The following is a 17802-nucleotide window of genomic DNA, read 5'->3' as shown; positions in this document are numbered from 1 at the left end:
CCTTGATGCGGCTTGGTTCGGCGTGATGCAGCTTGATGAGGCGAGCCGTGCCCGCTCAGACTTCGACGGCGTCGACGTCGTATTCGAACAGCCAGTTGTAGCGCTCTTTCACGCGCTCTTCGCTCCACTCGCGATCGACGTAATCCGCCGCGCCTTGCGCATGCGCGAGCGCGGGATTGTGGAAGCGCTTCGTGTTCGCCGCCGAGCCGCGCACGATGCGCGCGGTGCGCTCGAGGCGCAGCGACTCGTAACGTTCGAGCGCATGCGGCAGATCGTTCGCGTGGCGCGCGATGCAACGCGCGATCAGATAACCGTCTTCGAGCGCCATGCCCGCGCCTTGCGCGAGGAAGGGCAGCGTGGGATGACAGGCGTCGCCGAGCAGCGTGGCGTTGCCCGAAGTCCAGCGCGTCATGGGCTCGCGGATCATGAGCGCCCATTTGTATGGGATGTCGATGGCCGAGATCATCGTGCGCACGTCTTCGTGCCAGCCGTCGAAATCGGCGAGACACTCGTCGATGGTGCCGCGCTCCGACCACGACTCGACTTGCCAGCCGTCGCGCTCCACCGCGCCGACGAAGTTGATGAGCTTGTGCCCGCGCAGCGGGTAGTGGATGACGTGCGCGCCCGGCCCGACCCAGTTGGTGCCGTACGGCGTGCGCAGATGTTCGGGCAGTTTCGTGGCGTCGATCACGCCGCGCCATGCCATCACGCCCGAATAGACCGGCTCGTCCGCGCCGAAGAGCGCGCGGCGCACGCGCGAGTGCACGCCGTCCGCGCCGATCAGCAAATCCGCTTCGAAGGTGGCGCCCGAGACGGTCTGCACTTCGACCCGGCCATCGCGCTGCACGATCGACTCGACCTTGTGATCGAGTTTGATCGCATCGGGACGAAACGCGCGCACCGCATCGACGAGCGCTTCGTGGAGATCCGCGCGATGCACGGTCAGATAGGGAAAGCCGTACACCTCACGCGATGCCGCGCCGAGATCGAAGAGCGGCCAGGTCTGCCCCGTGTTCCAGAGACGCACGCGCTTGCCGGGCGGCTCGCATGCGAGGCTTTCGAGGCGCTCACCGACGCCGATCCGGTAAAGCACGCGCGTGGCGTTCGGGCTCAGTTGCACACCCGCGCCTATTTCTCCCAGGGCTTTCGCCTGTTCGAGAATGGTGACCTCGAAACCTGCTTTTAATAATGCGGCTCCCGCCGTCAAGCCGCCGATACCGGCCCCTGCAATGACGATCTTCATTCGACCTTTCGACCTCTTTCGTATTGACGCTGTCTCTTATCGAGAAGATTTATCATTCGATAGATAAATCTTTTAAATGGGGTTTCGTTTTAAAACGGAACCACTTTAAATGAACGTCATCCGCTAAAGAAGCAAAAGAATTCGAACGAGTTATCGATGAAAATTGTTAATGCGCGAGGGCACGCGCACGAGTCTCACATGCCCCAGCGATGCACGACCGAAGTCTCGATGCCGAAGAGATCGAGCACGCGCCCGATGGTGTGATCGACCATGTCGTCGAGCGATTCGGGGTTCGCGTAGAATGCCGGCACCGGCGGATAGACGATTGCTCCGGCTTCGGTCACGCTCGTCATGCTGCGCAAGTGGCCCAGATGCAGCGGCGTTTCCCGAACCATCAGCACGAGCCGGCGACGCTCCTTGAGCGTGACGTCCGCGGCGCGCGAAAGCAGGCCGCTCGTCACGCCCGTGGCGATTTCCGAGAGCGTGCGGATCGAGCAGGGCGCGACGATCATGCCCATCACAGGGAACGATCCGCTCGAAATGGCCGCGCCGATATCCGTGTTCGGATACGTGACGGTGGCGAGCGCGCGGACATCGGCGACGCTGTAGGGCGACTCGTGCGCGAGCGTGACTTGCGCGGAGCGGCTCATCACCAGATGCGATTCGATGTCGAGCTGCCTGAGCAACTGCAGCAGCCGTACACCGTAGACGACGCCCGACGCGCCGCTGATGCCCACGATCATGCGCCTGGGCTGTACTGCGCTGAAATGCATCTGTGCTCTCCGTTTCAACCGAGATGGAATCAAAACGTCGCGGATGTTAGCACGGCGATTCAATCTCCCGGATAACTTATGAGGCTCTTTTTGAATCGATCGGTAAAGACCCTGAGTGAATATTCAAGATGTTCTATTGCTTGATAAATAAGTCGTGATTCAAAACGCGAATTGAAGTGGTTAAACTCGGTTCCGCATCGGGCAAAGCAGCACTGCGGGATGCAAGAAGCCGGCGCCGACGAGCGACCGGCCAACGATAAAAACATTGGAGACTTCGGTTGAGAACTTGTCTGCTCGTCGGCGGCTGCGCCGCGATATTGACTGGCCCCGCGTGGGCGCAGTCGTCTGTGACGCTGTATGGGAGCATCGATGTCGGCGTCGATTTCGTGTCGAACTCTCAGGGCAAACACCTGTACCAGGAATCGGCCGGCAAGCGTCAGCCGGACCGCTGGGGACTGTTGATCAAGGAGGATCTCGGCGGCGGCAACACGGCGTTCGCGCGGCTCGAATCGGGCTTTCTGACCAACACCGGCGCGCAGATCAACCCGACGAGCTTCTTCAATCGCGACGCCTACGTAGGCCTGTCGAACGATCGCTGGGGCTCGCTCAGCTTCGGAAACATCAACGACTACATCTATCAGTACGTCGGGAGGCTGAACAACTCGGTGCCGGGCATCTCGTCGTACTACACGCCCGGCAATCTCGACGGCCTCGCGAACACGCACGCGCTCAACAACGCCGTGAAGTACGAGACGATCGATTTCCACGGCTTCCAGTTCGGCGCGATGAACGCGTTCGGCAATCAGGCGGGCGATTTCAGCGCCGGGCGTCAATACAGCATCGGCGCGCAGTATTCGGGCGGGGCCGTGAACTTCGGCATCGCGTACACGATGTCCCATAACCGCACCGCCGATGTCTTCGGCACCTTCAGCCTGGGCTCGCTGCTCGGCCAGCCGTTGAGACAGGGCACGATGTTCAACGCCAGCCGATACAGCACACTCGCGGCCGGGGCTTCCGTGAAGATCGGCATCTTCACGCCGCACGTCACGTATTCCGGCGTCAAGCTGCAGAACGCGCAGGGCTCGGCCACGCTGAACAACTATCAGGCGGGCGTGAACACGGAACTTGTCGGCGGCCTGGGCTTTTTCATTCTCGGCGTGTCGGCGGATCACTCGTTGTTCCAGGGCCTCACGATCAACCAGTACAACCTGTTCCTGACCGATTACCTTTCGAAGCGCACACAGGTGTATGCGGGCGTGGGCCTGCAACGCGCTTCGGGTCCCGGCGCGCGCGCGGCGCAATTCGGCTATCAGCCCTCGACGAGCGGCAGCCAGACGGTCGCGCGCATCGGCGTCAACCATCTGTTCTGAAGACATGGAGGCGTCATCGTGCGGTGAAACGGAGTGCAAGCGGCGCGCGAACGGGCGTGCGAGGCGGATTCATCACTTATTTCGATCGCTTCATCGTTTCTTTTTGATTGAGCCGCGCGGGGCCGACTCTTATATTGTCACTCCGGCCACGGCGCCGTCATGAGAGACATTCAGCAGCAGTGCGAGCGGACGCGCCCGAGCGGCGCGTCCGTCCGCACGAGGTAAAACGGGACATACATGCAAGCAGACCGGACTTTCAACATTGCGACATTGATAGAAGAGCAGAAGACGGGACGCTTCGCCGCCGGTCTGCTCTTCTGGTGTTTCCTGATCATGCTGATGGACGGCTACGATCAGACGGCCGTGTCGTTCGCGGCGCCCGCCATCATCAAGGACTGGCACGTCGCGCGCGGCGGATTCGGCCCCGTGTTCGGCGCGGGCCTCTTCGGCACCTTGATCGGCTCGTTCATCTTCGGCTATCTGGGCGACCGGCTCGGCCGAAAGAAGGCGATCATCATCGGCAGTCTGTTCTTCGGCGCGCTGACCTACGCTTCGGTGTGGGTCACGTCGCTTCAGGAGCTGATGCTGCTGCGCTTTCTGGCGGGCATCGGCATGGGCGGCGTGGTGCCGAATTCGGTTGCGCTCGTCGCGGAATATGCGCCGAAGCGCCTGCGCGCCACTTGGGTCACGCTGATGTTCTCGGGCTTTTCCATCGGCGCGGGATCGGGCGGGTTGGTATCGTCGTCGCTGATTCATCGCTTCGGCTGGCCCGTCATGTTCGCGGTCGGCGGCGTCGGCTCGGTGCTCGTCGCGTTGCTGCTGATCTTCATGTTGCCGGAGTCCGCGAAACTGCTCGTGATCCGGCAGCGCGATCCGCAAATGTTGCGCAAGCTCATGACGCGCCTGCGTCCCGAGCTGAAGATTCCCGCCGACGCGCTCTTCGTGGCCGGCGAAGTGCGCGAGAAACAGCGCTTCGTGCTGAAGCTCATCTTCTCAGACGGCCTCGCCGCCATCACACCGCTGCTGTGGATCGTGTTCATCGCGAACTCGATGGCGCTCTATTTCCTGCAGAACTGGCTCCCGATTCTGATGGAAGGCATGGGCATCGATCCGCGCGGCGCGGGGCTCATCACGATGATGTTCTCGGTCGGCGGCGTGATCGGCGGCCTCGTGCTGTGCCGCTTTGTCGATCGTCACGGTGTCGCGGCGATCATTTCGCTGCCCGTCATCGGGCTTCCGGTCGTCGCGGCGCTCGGCCACGGCTCGTCGCAGGGCTGGCTCATGCTCGCCGTGTTCGCCACCGGCTTTTGCGTGGTGGGCGCGCAGTACGGGCTCTATGCGGTGGCCGGCATGATCTATCCGACGTCGTTCCGCTCGGCGGGCGTCGGCAGTGCGATTTCGGTGGGCAAGATTGGCTCGGTGTCCGGGCCCGTCATCGGCGGGCTGCTGCTCTCGATGCACTTGCCCGTCACGCAACTGTTCTATGCGGCCTCGCTGCTGTTCCTCATTGCGGCCGTATTCTCGACGATCCTCGCGCTACTTTACCGCGCGCGCTTCGGCGAACCGCGGACCCCCGCGGCGGCAAGCGAACCGGCGCAAGGTTCGCTGGTACAGGACTCGTAATCACGTAATCAAGTAATCACGCCGCCGCGCGAAGGCGCGGCGGCGTTCCCCGCCTGATCCATCGACGCAAACGCTCGTCGTATAGTTCGGATCGCTAAATATCGATGACGAAAACCCTGTACGACAAAATCTTCGACGCGCACGTCGTTCGCACCGATGCGGACGACACGACGCTGCTTTACATCGATCGTCATCTGCTCAACGAGGTCACGAGCCCTCAGGCGTTCGAGGCGCTGCGGCAGGAATCGCGGCCCGTGTGGCGCGCGAAGTCCAATCTCGCGGTCGCCGATCACAACGTGCCGACCACGGCGCGCGATCTCGGCATCGCCGATCCGGTCTCGCGCATTCAGGTCGAAGCGTTGCGCGATAACTGCGCGCGCAACGGCATCGCGCATCACGGCATGGACGACATGCATCAGGGCATCGTCCACGTCGTCGCGCCCGAGCTCGGCAACACGCTGCCCGGCATGACGATCGTGTGCGGCGATTCGCACACCAGCACACACGGCGCGCTCGGCGCGCTCGCGTTCGGCATCGGCACATCGGAGATCGAGCATGTGCTCGCGACGCAAACGCTCATCACGCGACGCAGCCGCACGATGCGCGTGACCATCGACGGCGAAGTGCCCGCCGGATCCTGCGCCAAAGACATCGCGCTCGCGGTGATCGGCGCGCTCGGCACGGCGGGCGCAACGGGCTATGCGATCGAGTTCGCGGGGCCCGTGGTGCGCGCGTTGTCGATGGAAGGGCGCATGACCCTTTGCAACATGTCGATCGAGGCGGGCGCGCGCGCCGGGCTGATCGCGGTCGACGACACTACGCTCGACTATTGCCGCACACGCCCGCATGCGCCGCGAGGCGAGGCATGGGAACGTGCCGCGCATGCATGGCGTTCCCTGCATTCGGACGACGACGCGCGCTTCGACGCCGAGCATGTGTTCGACGTGTCGGCGCTCGTTCCGCAGGTCACGTGGGGCACGTCGCCGGAGATGGTGACGGGCGTCGATGGCCGCGTACCCGATCCCGACGACGCTACCGATGAAGGGCAGCGCGCCGCATGGACACGCGCGCTCGACTACATGGGCCTCAAAGCGGGCACGCCGATGGAAGCGATTGCCATCGACAAGGTTTTCATCGGCTCGTGCACGAACGGGCGCCTCGAAGATTTGCAGGCTGCCGCGCGCGTGTTGCGTGCCGCGGGCGGGCAGATCGCGCCGAACGTGCGGCTCGCGCTCGCTGTCGCGGGCTCGCAGCAAGTGAAGCGCGCAGCGGAGGCGCAAGGGCTGCACGAGATTTTCATCGCCGCGGGATTCGAATGGCGCGAGCCGGGCTGCTCGATGTGCCTCGCGATGAACGCAGACAGGCTCGAAGCCGGCGAGCGCGTCGCGTCCACGTCGAACCGTAACTTCGAGGGACGGCAGGGCGCGGGCGGCCGCTCGCATCTGGTGAGTCCCGCGATGGCGGCGGCGGCTGCGCTCGTGGGCCGTTTCGTCGACGTGCGCCGCATGCCCGGCTTCGAAGGAGATCGCTGATGGAGCCGCTCGTCTGCCACGCGGGGATCGTCGTGCCGCTCGATCGCGACAACATCGACACCGACGCGATCATGCCCAAGCAGTTCATGAAGTCGATCGCGCGAGCCGGCTTCGGCGCTCATCTCTTCGACGAATGGCGTTATCGCGATCCGGGCTACTACGGCAAGCCCGCGCACGAACGCACGCCGGAGCCGGACTTCGTGCTGAATCAGCCGCGCTACGCGGGCGCTTCGGTGCTGCTTGCGCGGCGCAATTTCGGTTGCGGAAGCTCGCGCGAGCATGCGCCGTGGGCGCTTCATCAATACGGCTTTCGCGTGCTGATCGCGGAGAGCTTCGCGGATATCTTCTTCAACAACTGCTGCAAGAACGGGCTGCTGCCGATCCAGCTCGACGCGGCCACGATCGCGCGCCTGATCGGGACGGTGAACGCATCGCCCGGTTATCGGCTGCGCGTCGATCTGACCACGCAAACGCTGTGTGCGCCGGACGATGAGCGCTGGAGCTTCGACATCGCTCCATCGGCCCGAACGCAGTTGCTCGAAGGACTCGACGAAACCGGCGCGACGCTCGCCCATGCCGACGCCATCCGCGCGTTCGAAGCGGCGCATCTCGCGCGTGCGCCGTGGCTGTAGCGCGATACATCGAACGTCGATAAAAAAGGAGACTGATATGAACCCGGGCACCACCGTCAACGTTTCCGCGCTGATCGAGCGCCAGAAGCTCGGCGGCTTCGCGCTCTTTCTGATCATGTGGTGCTTCCTGATCGTATTGATCGATGGCTACGATCAGGTCGCGGCGGCCTTCGCCGCGCCCGCGCTGATCCATGCGTGGCACACGAACGCGGCGGGCTTCGGGCGCGTGTTCGGCGTGGGACTGTTCGGCGTGCTGGTCGGCTCGCTGTTGCTCGGCTTCAGCGGCGACCGCTTCGGGCGGCGGCTCACGATCATCTACGGCTCGCTCTGGTTCGGCATGCTGACGTTCATGTGCGGCTATGCGGACTCGCTCGAACAGCTCACGCTGCTGCGCTTTCTCGCGGGCATCGGCATGGGCGGCGTGGTGCCGAACACGGTCGCGCTCGTGTCCGAATACGCCCCGAAGGCGCGGCGCGCGACCTGGATCACGCTGATGTTCTCCGGCTTCTCGATCGGCGCGGGCGGCGGCGGGGCGGTCGCTTCGTGGCTGCTGCCGCGCTTCGGCTGGCCCGTGCTGTTCACGCTGGGCGGCGCGGCGGCGATCGTCGTGGCGCTGGCGTCGTTCGCGCTGTTGCCCGAATCGATCCGCTTTCTCGTGATGAACAAGCCCGACGCCCGCGGCATTCGACGCATCGCGCGGCGGCTCGGCGCGCAGGCCGAGGGTGAAGGCGTGCGCTATGTCGTCGATGACGAAACGCGCGTGCGCGTGCGTCCGTCCGCGTTGTTCCAGAACGGGCTCGCCCGGGTGACGCCGCTCCTCTGGGCGATCTTCATCCTCAACTCGCTGGCGCTGCACTTCCTGCAAAACTGGCTGCCGATTCTCTTCAGCATGAGCACGCTCGCGCCCGCCCGCGCGGCGCAGGCAGCGATGATGTTTCCGGTCGGCGGCACCGCCGGCGCTTTGGCATTGAGCCGTTGCGTCGATAGATATGGCGTGCGCGTGATCCTGCTGCTTGCGGTGACCGGTTGTCCCATCGCCGCATCGCTCGGACTGCCGATGCCGACCGCCTGGCTCTTCGCGGCCGTGTTCGCGAGCGGCGTGTGCGTCATCGGCAGCCAGTTCGCGCTGTACGCCGTGTCGGGCATGGTCTATCCGACGACGCTGCGCTCGACGGGCGTCGGCTCGGCAATCGGCATCGGCAAGCTCGGCTCGGTGGCGGGATCGTTGCTCGGCGGCGTGCTGCTGTCGATGCATCTGCCGGTCGCGGATTTGTTCTTCGATCTCGCGGCGGTGTTCGTGTTGATCGCGGTGTTATCCGTCTGGCTTGGCGGCGTGCGGCGACGCGAGCCGCGCATGGGCACGGAGCCGACCTTAATGTGAGGCGATGATCGCGGAGGTGGCGAGAGACTTGCTTCCAGACGCGCCAACCCCTCGAATTGGCGCAAAGAGTCATCATGCCGCGACCGTCGTTCTCCACCCAGCTCTTCGCGCTCTGGATTCTCGTCGCTGTCTTGTGCGGGCTGCTGACGGCGGCCGTGTGGCTCATGCTGACGTCGGCGCTCGGCGAGCGTGTCACGGCGGCGAAGCAACAGGCCGCCGCGGCTTGCACGGCGGTCGCATCGCGCTACGATCTGTCGATGCAGCGCCCCGGCGAGACCAACGTCGATCTCATGCACGCGGTGCTCGATCTCGTGCTGATCCGCACCGATGGCATCGAAGGCGGTTTCTGGAACGACACGGCGTCGGCGGGCGCGCCGCGCGGCTTTCTGGCCTACGCGTTTCCGACCTACGAAGGCAGCGGCGTGAAGCGCGATGTCCCCGAGGCCGAGACGCCGCTCATCCTGCGCACGCTGAGAAAAGCGGGAAGCGCGGGCCGGATGCAGGTCGATGTCGTATCGAGCGGCGCCGATGCCGTGATCGCCGTCGCCTGTCCCGTGCCGCGCCACGCGGGCCTGCTGGCGTGGATGCTCACGCGCGCGCGCCCGCCGCTCGGCGCGTACGGCGAGCGCGCCGCGACCATTCTGGCGGGCGTGCTCGCGATCATCGTCGTGCTGGCGCTTTTTCTGGCCGTGGCGCTGAGGCGCTGGCGACGCAACCTGACGCGGCTGGAGCAGGCGCTCGCACCCGATGGCGGATTCGAGCAGGGCCGGCGGCTCGAACGGCTCGGCGAGCGTGATCTGGACCAGATCGTCGATGCGCTCAATCGCTATGTCGAGCGCGCCGAGCGTCTTCAGCGCGACGCGAACGCGCTCTCCGCGCAACTGGCGCAGGCCGAACGATTCGGCGCGCTCGGCAAGATGGCGGCGCAGATCGCGCACGAGATCCGCAACCCCGCGGGCGCGATGCGTCTCAAGGCGGAAAACGCGCTCGCCGGCGACGGCGCGCGGCGCGAAGCCGCGCTGAAGACGATCATCGAGCAGGTAGGGCGCATCGAGTCTCAGGTGACGAGCCTGCTCGCGCTCACGCAGCCGGTGACGATCGATGTCCGCGCGGTCGATCTGCGCGCGTGGCTCGGCGACATCGTTCATACGCACGAAGCGGGCGCGGCGAAGCGCGGGATCGCGTTGCGCGCGCAGATCGAAACGGGCGCGAGGCAGCCGGTCTTCGATCCCGCGCAAATGGCGCGCGCGCTCGACAATCTGATCGTGAACGCGCTGCGTCATGCGCCGCCGGGCGGCCACGTGACGGTGCGTGCGCGGGGCGCACAATGGACGGAGGGCGAACGGCTCCGGCTCGAAGTGACCGACGACGGACCCGGCGTGAGCGCGGCCGAGCGCGAGCGTATCTTCGAGCCGTTCGTAACGGGCCGGCCCGACGGCTCCGGCCTCGGCTTGGCCGTCGTGCGCGAGATCGCGTCGGCGCATGGGGGCCGCGCCTGTCTCGCGGAGGATTCGAACGTGACGTGTTTCGTGATCGACTTGCCATGGCGACCATACTGATCATCGACGACGACGACGCCTTTCGCGAGGGCCTCGCGGAAACCATGCAGGACCTCGGCCACACGCCGCTCGAAGCACGTTCGGGCGAAGCGGCGCTGGAACGCCTGCGCGAGCGCGGCGCGCCCGACTGCATCTTTCTGGACTTTCGCCTGCCGGGCGCGGACGGTCTCGCCGTGCTCGAATCGCTGCGCGGCATGGCGGGCATGCAGAACGTGCCGGTCGTGATGCTGACCGCGCACGCGACGAGCGACAACACCATCGGCGCGATGCGGCTCGGCGCGTTCGAACATCTGACCAAACCCGTCGGCCGCAATGAGATCGCCACGTTGCTCGCACGCATGCTCGCGGCGTATCCCGATGCGGCCGCGACGCCTGTCTTCTCGGACGAAACGCCGTCGCGCGAGCCGCAACTGCTCGGCGTAAGCGATGCCATGCGCGACGTGCAAAAGCGTCTGGGCCGCGCGGCGGGCACGCACTCGACGGTGCTCATCACCGGCGAGACGGGCACCGGCAAGGAAGTGGCGGCGCAGGTGCTGCATCGCGCGTCGGCGCGCTCGGGCGGGCCGTTCGTCGCCGTGAACTGCGCGGCGATTCCGCCGGAGTTGCTCGAAAGCGATCTCTTCGGGCATGGCAAAGGCGCGTTCACCGGCGCGCATGCGGAGCGGCGAGGGCGCTTCGAGCAGGCGCACGGCGGCACGCTCTTTCTCGATGAGGTCGGCGACATGCCGCTCGCGATGCAGGCCAAGCTGCTGCGCGTGCTTCAGGAACGGCAGGTCACGCCGCTCGGCACGAACCGGCCCGTCGCGGTCGATGTGCGCGTGGTGGCGGCGACGCATCGCGATCTGCCGGCGATGGTCGCGGCGGGAACGTTCCGGCAGGATCTCTTGTACAGGCTGAATGTGATTCCGCTGCACTTGCCGCCCTTGCGCGAGCGCATAGCGGATATCCTGCCGCTCGCGGAGCATTTTCTGTCGACGCTGGCGGCATCGCCGGATGCGGCGCACAAGCGTCTGTCCGCCGATGCGCAGCGCATGCTCGTCACCTTCCATTGGCCCGGTAATGTGCGTGAACTCGCGAACGCGATGGAACGGGCGAGCGCGCTCGCGCCGGGCGCGCTGCTCACGCGCGAGGACTTCGCTTTTCTCTTCGACACGAACGCCAGCGGCAACGACGCGATCCCCGTGAGCCTCGCAGAACTCACGCTCAACGACGCGCTCGCGCAACTCGAACGCGCGCTGATCGCCCGCGCCCTCGCGCTCACCGACGGCAATCGCGCCGAAGCGGCACGCAGGCTCGGCATCAGCCGTCAATCGCTCTATACGCGGCTGGCGAATCTCGGGATGTTCGACGCCTGATCGACTGTCAAGGAATCGGACACCCGGCGTCCGATTCCTTGACACCATCGAGCGCTCATCACGCCGATCCCTTGACCGGCAACGCTTTCGTTCGATGGCATAACCCTTGCAAATCACTTCGCGTCAAGGGAGGAAGTGAATCATGCAGTCGACATCGACGAAGCAAGGTCAACGCAACATCGCCCGCGTAGTGAGCGCGATCAATCTCGTCGCGCTGCTGGCGGCGAGCGCGGATTGCGCTGCTCAGCCTCAACCGCCCGTGGCGCCTCCGCCGCCGGTTGCGGCTGCGGGTTTGCCGCCGCCGCTCGCGGATGACGGAACGCGAGTCACCACACAAGCCACGGTCTCGCGCTTTCTCATCAATCCGGATGGCGACGTCGATGGCTTCCTGACCGGCGACGGCGCGCTCGTTCACTTTCCGCCGCACATGAGCGCGCAGCTCACATCGGCGATACATCCGGGCGACAGCGTCCAGATCGACGGATGGCGCGACGCCGGCGGCAATCTCGAGGCGCAACGCATCACCGATGCGAAGAGCGGCCGGCAACTCGCCGATCAGCCGCCGCTGCCGGGCACGCAGCCGTTGCCGCGTGAGTTGCGCGGCGCGGGGCTGTCACGCCTGAGCGCGCAGGGCCGAGTGGCGCACATCACCACCGGGCCGCGCGGCGAGCCCGACGGCGTGATTCTCGCGGATGGCACCGTCATCAAGCTCACGCCTCCCGTCGCCCAGCAATTCCCGGCGCTCGTCCAGGCGGGCGCGCGCGTCTCGGCGCAAGGCTACGGCACGCGCAACCGGTACGGCACCGCGCTTCAGGCGACGTCGTTCGGTGCGCCGGGCAACCTGACGCGGCTCTATGACCGCGTTGCGCCGAGCCCATGAGAGCATCGCTTCACACACACGTTTCATCGACATCACACAAGGATCAACGACATGCATTGGATCGACCCAGAAAGCCTTCCCGAAACGCGCGGCACGGTGACGCGCTTTCTGCTCAACCCGCACGGCGAAATCGACGGACTCGTGCTCGGCGCGCGGCAAGTTCACTTTCCGCCTCATCTGTCGCGACAGATCGCGCGGCAGGTCGCCGTGGGCGATGCAGTTCGCGTGCGTGGCGTGAAGCCGCGCGGCGCGGACATGATCGCGGCGGTCTCGCTCGTGACGAAGAACGGCAAGCTCATCCTCGACGAAGGCCCGCATCGCGATGGCGAAAAGCATCACAAACCGCACGTCGAACACAAGCCGATGGAAGCGAGCGGCGAAGTCGTGTTGTCGCTCCACGGGCCGAAGGGCGAGTTGCGCGGCGCGTTGCTCGACGATGGCACCTCGCTGCGCATGCCCCCGCATGCCGCCGCCGAACTGGCCGCGTATCTCGCGCCGGGCGCGCACGTGCAGGCGTGGGGGCACGGCATCCGCAACCGTCACGGACGCACGATCGAAGTGGATGAGATCGCCGAGCTGATCGACGCGCCGGTCGCCGGCTGATACGGCGAGAACGCACATCCCCGCCATGAATCCTCTCTACGCGCTCGCAGGACTGAACTTCTTCATGGCCGATGTTCAGGCGGGCATCGGCCCTTTCCTCGGCGTCTTTTTGCAGGCGCACGGTTGGCATCCGGAATCGATCGGCACCGTGATGACACTCGGAGGCATCGCCGGCATGCTCGCGACATCGCCCGCCGGCGCGCTCGTCGATGCGACGCATCACAAGCGCGGCCTCATCGTGGCGGCGGGCATCATGACGACGCTCGCGTCGCTCGTGCTGTGGGTGTCGCACGACTTCCGGATGGTCGCCGCCTCGCAGATCCTCACGGCGGTGACCGGCGCCGCGCTCGGTCCGGCGGTCGCGGGCGTGACGCTCGGCATCGTGCGCGAGCGCGGCTTCGACCGGCAGTTCGCGCGCAATCAAATGGCGAATCACGCGGGCAATGTCGTGGGCGCGGCGCTTTCGGGATGGCTCGGCTGGCGCTTCGGCTTCGGCGCGGTGTTCGCGCTCGCGGGCGCATTCGGCGCGATGACGGTCGTATCGACGTCGCTGATCCGCCGCGATGCGATCGATCACGACAGCGCGCGGGGTCTCGGCGCTTCTTCATCGTCGTCTTCTTCTTCCGAGCATGAGCACGCGAGCGGCTTTCGCATGTTGCTCGCGTGCAGGCCGCTGCTGTTGCTCGCCGCTGCGCTCGCGATGTTCCATCTCGGCAATGCGGCCATGTTGCCGCTCTATGGCCTCGCCGTCGTCGCCGCGCATCAGGGCGATCCGAGCGCGTTCACCGCGCAGACGATCGTGGTCGCGCAACTCGTGATGGTCGGCGCGGCGTTCTTCGCGAACCCCCTGATTCAGCGCACCGGCTACTGGGGCGTCATTCTGATCACCTTCCTTGCGCTGCCGATACGCGGTCTGGTCGCGGCGATGTTCATCACCGCATGGGGCGTGTGGCCCGTGCAGGCGCTCGACGGCATCGGCGCGGGGTTGCAAAGCGTGGCCGTTCCCGCGCTCGTCGTGCGTCTGCTGCAAGGCACCGGGCGCGTGAATGTCGGGCAGGGCGTGGTGATGACGGTGCAGGGTATCGGTGCGGCGCTGAGTCCCGCGCTGGGCGGCACGCTCGCACAGCATTTCGGCTACGTGAGCGCGTTTCTCGCGCTGGGCGCCGTATCGACGGGCTCGCTCGCGCTCTGGCTCTGCTTCGGCGCATCGCTCAAGAAGGCGTGCGGCAATTGCCGCGATTCGGCCAACGAATTTGTCTCGGCAGGGAGAAAGCGAGAGTCAGCGGACGATAGAGCATCGCGGACTGGCATCGTCCGAAAGGCTTAACCTCGATCCGCCGCAATCGAAGGACTCACGCAATCCATCACCGGCTCGCCGCAAGCCGCGAAGGCGTTCAGAAAGCGCTCGACGACTTGCCGATCCCGCATGAACGACAGAAATTCCCTCAGGCTGCCCAGCCAGTCCGGATCGATCCGGCGCAGCCGTGCCAGCGCTTCGTGTGCTTCGTCCATCCGCCCGAGTTCGACGGCAGCGACGACCGTGGAACGCAGGCAGGGCGGAAAATCGGGCAGGTGCGCGGCGGCGCGCCGCAGCTCGGCCGCGGCCTCTTCGCGACGTCCTGTCAGCAGCAGCACGGTACCGAGCGCGGACCGCGGTCCTGCCGCGCTGAAGGGATCGAGCGCGATCGCGGGCTGCAAGGCCAGCAGCGCTTCGGCGGCCTCGCCGCTGATCAGCAGCGCGACCGCGGCCATCGTGCGCGGGCCGATGGCGGACAGGGTACTGAGCCGCACCGCCATCCGCGCGTTCTCGATCGCCGTATCCCACAGCTTCGAACGGGCCAGCGCATAGGCGAAGGCCGCCACCGAGAAGCTGGACCGTGGCTTCAACTCGACCGCCTGGCGCGCGAAATCCAGCGCCCTGTGGCGTTCGGCGGCACGGTCGTGCCCCTCCGCGACATGCACGCGGTTCATCAGGATCATCGCGACGAAGGCATGCGCGATCGCGATCCCCGGATCCATCGCGATGGCGCGCAGGAAGTGCTGTTCCGCCTCGTGCTTTTCGGCCTCTCCGCCGCGGCCGTAGAGCGCGGCGCCCAGCCGGACGTAATCGTAGGATCTGAGGGCTTGCGCCGGTTTCTGCCGCGCGCGGCGCAATCCTTCTCCCATGACGAGCGTTTCCAGCCGCGCGAAGAGGACCGCCAAAGCCTCCTCTCGCCGCTGCGGCGCGGGCAAGGTCAACTGATCGGCCCACACGACGCGGCCGTTGTCCGCCTCTTCCAGCAACAATGAAAGTTCCGGTTCCTCGCCGCCTCGCCGCACCGCGCCGGACAGCCGAAAGCTCTCGGGCGGCAAAGGATGCGTCGCCCGCGTGTGGACCAGAATCGTCTCGGACCGGCTGAAGGTCCGCAGCAGCTCCGCGCCTAGGACGCGGGCAAAGCGCTGCGCCTCGGCATCGTCCGATGCGGGCTCGAGCGCCTCGAACACCAGCAGGTCGCCGTCTGGAGGCACGGCGGCCGACATCGAGGAAAGCGGCGCGAATGCCGAGGCGGGGGCAGTCTCGCGAAGCACTGTCGTCGTCAGCATGTAGCCGCGTCGCGGGACGGTACGCAGCACGGCGGTTGCGCGATCGCCCAGCGCCCGGCGCAGATCGCCCACGCATTGCGTCAGGCTGTCATCGGTCACGGCGAGGTTGGGCCAGAGGGCGTCGAGCAACGCCTCACGCGGATGCAACACGCACGGGCGTTCGAGCAGAAAGAGCAGCAGCGCGAAAGCCTTCGGGCGCAGCATGATCTCGGCCCCGTGCGCATCGCGCAGCGTGCCGCTCGCCGTGTCCAGGGCGAAGTCGTCAAACCGGAGGACTGCGCGATCATCGACACCCATGGCTGAGCTGCTCCCGTTCGTCTCGGCAAATCATATCCGAACGGAATGACGCCGCGATCACGCCGCGATTCGGCGAAAGTTCGGCTGATGTTCGGGACTTTCATTTCGCCGGAACCTAGCCTTGCTGCATTCCGGATGCAGTCGAGGCTCGCCGATGCGATCCGGCTACATGTCGGACAAGCTCGGCCGGGATGACCTGAAGCCAAAGACTGCCGCGCACGTCGTCTCGGATCTGCCGATGAAGCTGCATGACGCGCCGAATACCCTCGACGAATCCCGACGCCGGCATGCCGGCCTTGCCCTGGAAATCACCATGACGCCCATGTCGCGCCGTCAGGCGCTCCAGACCCTCGCCGCGCTCGGCGCGCTGGCGGCGCACCCCGGCTGGGCCACCGGTGCCCGCGTCAGCTTGCCCATCCCGCCGGAGCGCAGGCCGGACGCGCAGGGCGTCATCGCCTTCGACGCCCGCCGCGGCAGCCGTCGCTTCCTGCCGGGCCGGAACACACCGACCTACGGTTATGACGGCGCCTTCCTCGGCCCGGCGCTGCGCGTGCGGCGCGGCCAGGCCGTGACGATCGACTTCATCAACCGTCTGCCCGAGCCGACGACCGTGCATTGGCACGGGCTGATCATTCCCGGCGATGTCGATGGTGGTCCGCACCGGCCCATAGCGCCCGGCGAGCGCTGGCGGCCGACGCTGCCGATAGATCAGCCCGCCGCCACGCTCTGGTTCCATCCGCATTTCTATCCGACCACCGCGGCGCAGGTGATCAAGGGCCTGGCCGGCCTGCTGATCGTCGACGACGAGGACGCGGATCGGCTGGCGCTGCCTTCGCGCTGGGGCATCGACGATATTCCGCTGATCATCCAGGACCGCCGCTTTCGCAGCGACGGCGCTTTCTTCGATGCGATGAACATCGTCACGGCGATCAACGGCTATGTCGGCACCCGGCCGCTCGTCAACGGCGCGAACTATCCCGAGGCGCGCACCGCGCGCGGCTGGGTCCGGCTGCGCGTGCTGGACGGCTCCAATGCGCGCAGCTATCGGCTGAGCGCGTCTGACGGTCGCGCGCTTTTCGTCATCGGCTCGGATGGCGGACTGCTGGAGCGTCCGGTGCAAGTGAACGAGCTCGTCCTGCACGCGGGCGAGCGCTTCGAACTGCTGGTGGATTGCCGCTCGGGCTCGCCGTTCGATCTGGTCGCGCAGCCCGAGGGCGAAGCCGTCATGCGTCTGCCGCCCTTCGACGCGCCGCTGCGCCTGCTGACGATCCGTCCGACGGAAGCGGAAGGAAAGGGCACGCTTCCCGACGTGCTGGCGAGCTTGCCTTCGCTGCCGGCGCAGCCGCCCGCAGTCAGCCAGGCGCTCGTCATGAACATGTTCCGCGACGAGGCCGGCATGATGCCGCTGATGAAAGCCGGCCTGATGATGGGCATGGCGATGCCGGGCCCTGTCGCACCCGAGGTCGTCGCTCGCGTTACGCGGTTGATCGAGGGCGAGCCGGTCTTGCCGATAGCCGAGCAGCTCGCGCTCAACGGCGTCAACGGCAAGTCGTTCGCACTGAGTGAGCCGGGTTTCACGGCGGGCCGCGGCGACCTGCTGCGCTGGCGGGTTTCCGAAGGCGACGACAAGATGCTGCATCCGGTGCACATCCATGGCTGTCAGTTCCGCATCCTGTCCGAGAATGGCCGGCCGCCGCAGCCGCATCGCGCCGGGTGGAAGGACATCGCGCCGATCGCGGATGCGGGCGTAAGCGAATTGCTGCTGAGCTTTCCTCACCCGGCCGCTGCCGACGCGCCCTACATGGCGCATTGCCACATCCTCGAACATGAGGACTCCGGCATGATGGCGCAGTTTACGGTCGCGTAAAGCGCGCTTCTCGATCTCGGCGGCGTCAAGCTGTCCATGCCTCGGAGGTATGGCGGCCAGCCTATAAAGTCTTTCCCCGCGACGGCCGGCGCGGCCTATCTTTC

General features: G+C 66.2%; 14 protein-coding genes. 11 read left to right on the top strand and 3 right to left on the bottom strand.

Features of this window, described 5'->3' with window-relative positions; all coding sequences use genetic code 11:
• Nucleotides 1-55: 55 nt before the first annotated feature.
• Both NCS28_RS28640 and NCS28_RS28635 read right to left on the bottom strand, forming a co-directional pair.
• Nucleotides 56-1243 carry an FAD-dependent monooxygenase gene (locus NCS28_RS28640; protein WP_250517152.1) on the bottom strand — a complete coding sequence of 396 codons (1188 nt, stop codon included), beginning with the start codon at nt 1241-1243 and terminating at the stop codon, nt 56-58.
• 194 nt (nt 1244-1437) lie between these two features.
• Nucleotides 1438-2016: a UbiX family flavin prenyltransferase gene (locus NCS28_RS28635; RefSeq protein WP_250517151.1), complete on the bottom strand. Its 579-nt coding sequence runs from the start codon at nt 2014-2016 to the stop codon at nt 1438-1440.
• A 278-nt stretch (nt 2017-2294) separates the two neighbouring features.
• Between NCS28_RS28635 and NCS28_RS28630 the strand changes: the two genes are divergently transcribed.
• The 10 genes from NCS28_RS28630 to NCS28_RS28585 all read left to right on the top strand — a co-directional run bounded on the left by NCS28_RS28630 (nt 2295) and on the right by NCS28_RS28585 (nt 14278).
• Entirely contained in the window at nt 2295-3386 is a 1092-nt protein-coding gene (locus tag NCS28_RS28630; RefSeq protein ID WP_250517150.1) for a porin, read from the top strand.
• 237 nt (nt 3387-3623) lie between these two features.
• Nucleotides 3624-5009 carry an MFS transporter gene (locus NCS28_RS28625; protein ID WP_250517149.1) on the top strand — a complete coding sequence of 462 codons (1386 nt, stop codon included), beginning with the start codon at nt 3624-3626 and terminating at the stop codon, nt 5007-5009.
• Between the two features lie 104 nt (nt 5010-5113).
• Complete coding sequence (gene leuC, locus NCS28_RS28620) at nt 5114-6541, top strand: 3-isopropylmalate dehydratase large subunit (protein WP_250517148.1); 1428 nt, start codon at nt 5114-5116, stop codon at nt 6539-6541.
• A complete protein-coding gene (gene leuD, locus NCS28_RS28615; protein ID WP_250517147.1) occupies nt 6541-7173 on the top strand; it encodes a 3-isopropylmalate dehydratase small subunit in 633 nt (210 codons plus the stop codon). The genes leuC and leuD overlap by 1 nt, the downstream gene beginning before the upstream one ends.
• Before the next feature lie 37 nt (nt 7174-7210).
• Nucleotides 7211-8554, top strand: a complete 1344-nt coding sequence (locus NCS28_RS28610; protein ID WP_250517146.1) for an MFS transporter — start codon at nt 7211-7213, stop codon at nt 8552-8554.
• A 74-nt stretch (nt 8555-8628) separates the two neighbouring features.
• Nucleotides 8629-10113 (top strand): sensor histidine kinase, encoded by a 1485-nt coding sequence (locus tag NCS28_RS28605; protein ID WP_250517145.1) that lies wholly within the window; start codon nt 8629-8631, stop codon nt 10111-10113.
• A complete protein-coding gene (locus tag NCS28_RS28600; RefSeq protein ID WP_250517144.1) occupies nt 10098-11468 on the top strand; it encodes a sigma-54-dependent transcriptional regulator in 1371 nt (456 codons plus the stop codon). Before NCS28_RS28605 ends, NCS28_RS28600 begins: the two co-directional genes overlap by 16 nt.
• A 142-nt stretch (nt 11469-11610) precedes the next feature.
• Nucleotides 11611-12348: a hypothetical protein gene (locus NCS28_RS28595; RefSeq protein ID WP_250517143.1), complete on the top strand. Its 738-nt coding sequence runs from the start codon at nt 11611-11613 to the stop codon at nt 12346-12348.
• A 51-nt stretch (nt 12349-12399) separates the two neighbouring features.
• Entirely contained in the window at nt 12400-12951 is a 552-nt protein-coding gene (locus NCS28_RS28590; protein WP_250517142.1) for a hypothetical protein, read from the top strand.
• A 25-nt stretch (nt 12952-12976) separates the two neighbouring features.
• On the top strand, nt 12977-14278 hold the full coding sequence (locus NCS28_RS28585) for an MFS transporter (RefSeq protein WP_250517141.1): 1302 nt from the start codon (nt 12977-12979) through the stop codon (nt 14276-14278).
• Here the strand turns inward: NCS28_RS28585 and NCS28_RS28580 are convergent.
• On the bottom strand, nt 14275-15831 hold the full coding sequence (locus NCS28_RS28580; protein WP_250517140.1) for a winged helix-turn-helix domain-containing protein: 1557 nt from the start codon (nt 15829-15831) through the stop codon (nt 14275-14277). The two genes, NCS28_RS28585 and NCS28_RS28580, sit on opposite strands and share 4 nt — an antisense overlap.
• A gap of 169 nt (nt 15832-16000) precedes the next feature.
• On the opposite strand from NCS28_RS28580, the gene cueO reads away from it, so the two are divergent.
• Complete coding sequence (gene cueO, locus NCS28_RS28575; RefSeq protein ID WP_250517139.1) at nt 16001-17698, top strand: multicopper oxidase CueO; 1698 nt, start codon at nt 16001-16003, stop codon at nt 17696-17698.
• Nucleotides 17699-17802: the final 104 nt, after the last annotated feature.

The organism is Caballeronia sp. INDeC2, assembly GCF_023631325.1.
Classification (GTDB): domain Bacteria; phylum Pseudomonadota; class Gammaproteobacteria; order Burkholderiales; family Burkholderiaceae; genus Caballeronia.
Note: the sequence above shows the minus strand (reverse complement) of the source record. Positions and strands in the feature narration are given on the sequence as shown.

Excerpts from the sequence above, each read along its gene's own strand:
- NCS28_RS28640 (WP_250517152.1), bottom strand. The coding sequence starts at position 1,243 with ATGAAGATCGTCATTGCAGGGGCCGGTATCGGCGGCTTGACGGCGGGA.
- NCS28_RS28635 (WP_250517151.1), bottom strand. The coding sequence starts at position 2,016 with ATGCATTTCAGCGCAGTACAGCCCAGGCGCATGATCGTGGGCATCAGC.
- NCS28_RS28625 (WP_250517149.1), top strand. The coding sequence starts at position 3,624 with ATGCAAGCAGACCGGACTTTCAACATTGCGACATTGATAGAAGAGCAG.
- leuC (WP_250517148.1), top strand. The coding sequence starts at position 5,114 with ATGACGAAAACCCTGTACGACAAAATCTTCGACGCGCACGTCGTTCGC.
- leuD (WP_250517147.1), top strand. The coding sequence starts at position 6,541 with ATGGAGCCGCTCGTCTGCCACGCGGGGATCGTCGTGCCGCTCGATCGC.
- NCS28_RS28610 (WP_250517146.1), top strand. The coding sequence starts at position 7,211 with ATGAACCCGGGCACCACCGTCAACGTTTCCGCGCTGATCGAGCGCCAG.
- NCS28_RS28605 (WP_250517145.1), top strand. The coding sequence starts at position 8,629 with ATGCCGCGACCGTCGTTCTCCACCCAGCTCTTCGCGCTCTGGATTCTC.
- NCS28_RS28600 (WP_250517144.1), top strand. The coding sequence starts at position 10,098 with ATGGCGACCATACTGATCATCGACGACGACGACGCCTTTCGCGAGGGC.
- NCS28_RS28595 (WP_250517143.1), top strand. The coding sequence starts at position 11,611 with ATGCAGTCGACATCGACGAAGCAAGGTCAACGCAACATCGCCCGCGTA.
- NCS28_RS28590 (WP_250517142.1), top strand. The coding sequence starts at position 12,400 with ATGCATTGGATCGACCCAGAAAGCCTTCCCGAAACGCGCGGCACGGTG.
- NCS28_RS28585 (WP_250517141.1), top strand. The coding sequence starts at position 12,977 with ATGAATCCTCTCTACGCGCTCGCAGGACTGAACTTCTTCATGGCCGAT.
- NCS28_RS28580 (WP_250517140.1), bottom strand. The coding sequence starts at position 15,831 with ATGGGTGTCGATGATCGCGCAGTCCTCCGGTTTGACGACTTCGCCCTG.
- cueO (WP_250517139.1), top strand. The coding sequence starts at position 16,001 with ATGTCGGACAAGCTCGGCCGGGATGACCTGAAGCCAAAGACTGCCGCG.